The sequence below is a fragment of the Mesorhizobium sp. M2A.F.Ca.ET.037.01.1.1 genome (genome assembly GCF_003998075.1).
GTDB lineage: Bacteria > Pseudomonadota > Alphaproteobacteria > Rhizobiales > Rhizobiaceae > Mesorhizobium.
Genome location: NZ_RZSA01001287.1, coordinates 1 through 1,519 on the forward strand (window position 1 = coordinate 1; position 1,519 = coordinate 1,519).

The 1,519-nt window shown below is 65.6% G+C and carries 2 protein-coding genes; one reads left to right on the plus strand and one right to left on the minus strand.

What is annotated here, in order from left to right:
- Nucleotides 1-81: 81 nt before the first annotated feature.
- Entirely contained in the window at nt 82-876 is a 795-nt protein-coding gene (locus EOA27_RS35990) for an SDR family oxidoreductase (protein ID WP_126081738.1), read from the minus strand.
- Nucleotides 877-1,065: 189 nt separating this feature from the next.
- Between EOA27_RS35990 and EOA27_RS35995 the strand changes: the two genes are divergently transcribed.
- A partial coding sequence (locus EOA27_RS35995) for a MarR family winged helix-turn-helix transcriptional regulator (RefSeq protein WP_145970816.1) occupies nt 1,066-1,519 on the plus strand: 454 nt, incomplete at its 3' end.

Here is a 1,519-nt window from a genome sequence, read left to right on the forward strand (position 1 = left end):
ACGAAAGCCCCCCTCCAGCCGCCTCGCGGCCACCTCTCCCCCGCTTTGCGGGGGCGACGAAAACCAGCGCTGCCGCAATCTTCAGACGGCGTAGCGCGCCGCCGGCTTGCCGGAGAACAGGCTGCCGAAGAACTGGTCCCTGGCGCCGAGATAGGTCGTCAGCCCGGCCGCGTCGGCAAGGCCGGGCGCGGTGACGGTCTCGCCCTGGGCGAAGCCGGCAAGCGCCGCGTCGACCAGATCCTCGGCGCTCATGATCCAGTCCGGATTGATCCTGTCGAGGCTGATTCCGGAGACGTCCCACAACTCGGTGCGGATCGGCCCGGGCACCACCGACTGGACCTTCACATTGGTGCCGGCGACTTCCTTCTGCAGCGCTTCCGTGAAGTTGGCGACATAGGCCTTGGTGCCGCTGTAGATGCCGCCGACGGCGATGCCATAGGCGACGACCGACGCGATGTTGATGATCCCGCCGCGATTGCGCGCAAGCAAGCCCGGCAACACCGCGTGGGTCAGCCTGGTCAGCGCAATGACATTGACCTTGATCATGCGCTCCGCCGTGTCTGCGTCGGCGTCTGCGACCGTCTCCAGGCCGGCCACGCCGGCATTGTTGATCAACAGCGTCACGCTGTCATCCGTCGCGACCGCCTGCTCGACGCGGCGCAGATCGGCATCGACGGAGAGGTCGGCGACGATCGTATCGACCTTGCGGCCATAGGCATAGGAGAGCCTGTCCGCCACCTCCTGCAGCCGGTCGGCGCGGCGCGCCACCAGCACCAGATCGTAGCCCTGCCCTGCCAGCCGGTCCGCATAGACCGCGCCGATGCCTGAGGATGCGCCGGTGATGACCGCCGTGCCCTTGTTGTCCTTCGTGCTCATTGTCCTGTTCCTTTTGTCCGCTTCGCTGGTTCGGCGCCGATGGTCAGTTCATCCGCCGAGCCTCTGATTTCGATTAGTGGCATATGCCACTTTTGCCGAAGTAGGTATATGCCACTATCTTGTCAACGGCAGCGGCAAAAACTATTTCTGCGGCAGGCTGGCGCGTCTTTGCGCCGGCAAGGAGTGATCATGACCGAAGCTCGCAAGCCTGGATTCAGCGACTGCAACAACGCCACGCTGCGCCGCGCCGCGCGTAGCCTAGGCCGCTTCTATGATGACGCGCTGGCGCCGTCAGGCCTGAAGGGCACGCAGTTCGGCCTGCTCTTTCAGATCCACATCAGCGACGAGCCGGCGATGGGCGCCATCGCCGAGGCGCTGATCATGGACCTGTCGGCGCTCGGCCACACGCTGAAACCGCTGATCCGCGACGGTTATGTCGAGACCTTTCCCGACAAGGACGACCGCCGCGTCAAGCGCGTGCGGCTGACGCCACGGGGCCAAGCCAAGCTCGACGAGGCGCTCAAGCTCTGGTGCATCGCCCAGCGGCAATTCGAGGACAAGGTCGGCACGGAGCAGGCGGCGAAGCTGCGTGCGGCGCTGGATGCTGTGGCCGATCTCGATCTGGAAATGCCGGCGGCCGCTC

Excerpts from the sequence above, each read along its gene's own strand:
- EOA27_RS35990 (WP_126081738.1), bottom strand. The coding sequence starts at position 876 with ATGAGCACGAAGGACAACAAGGGCACGGCGGTCATCACCGGCGCATCC.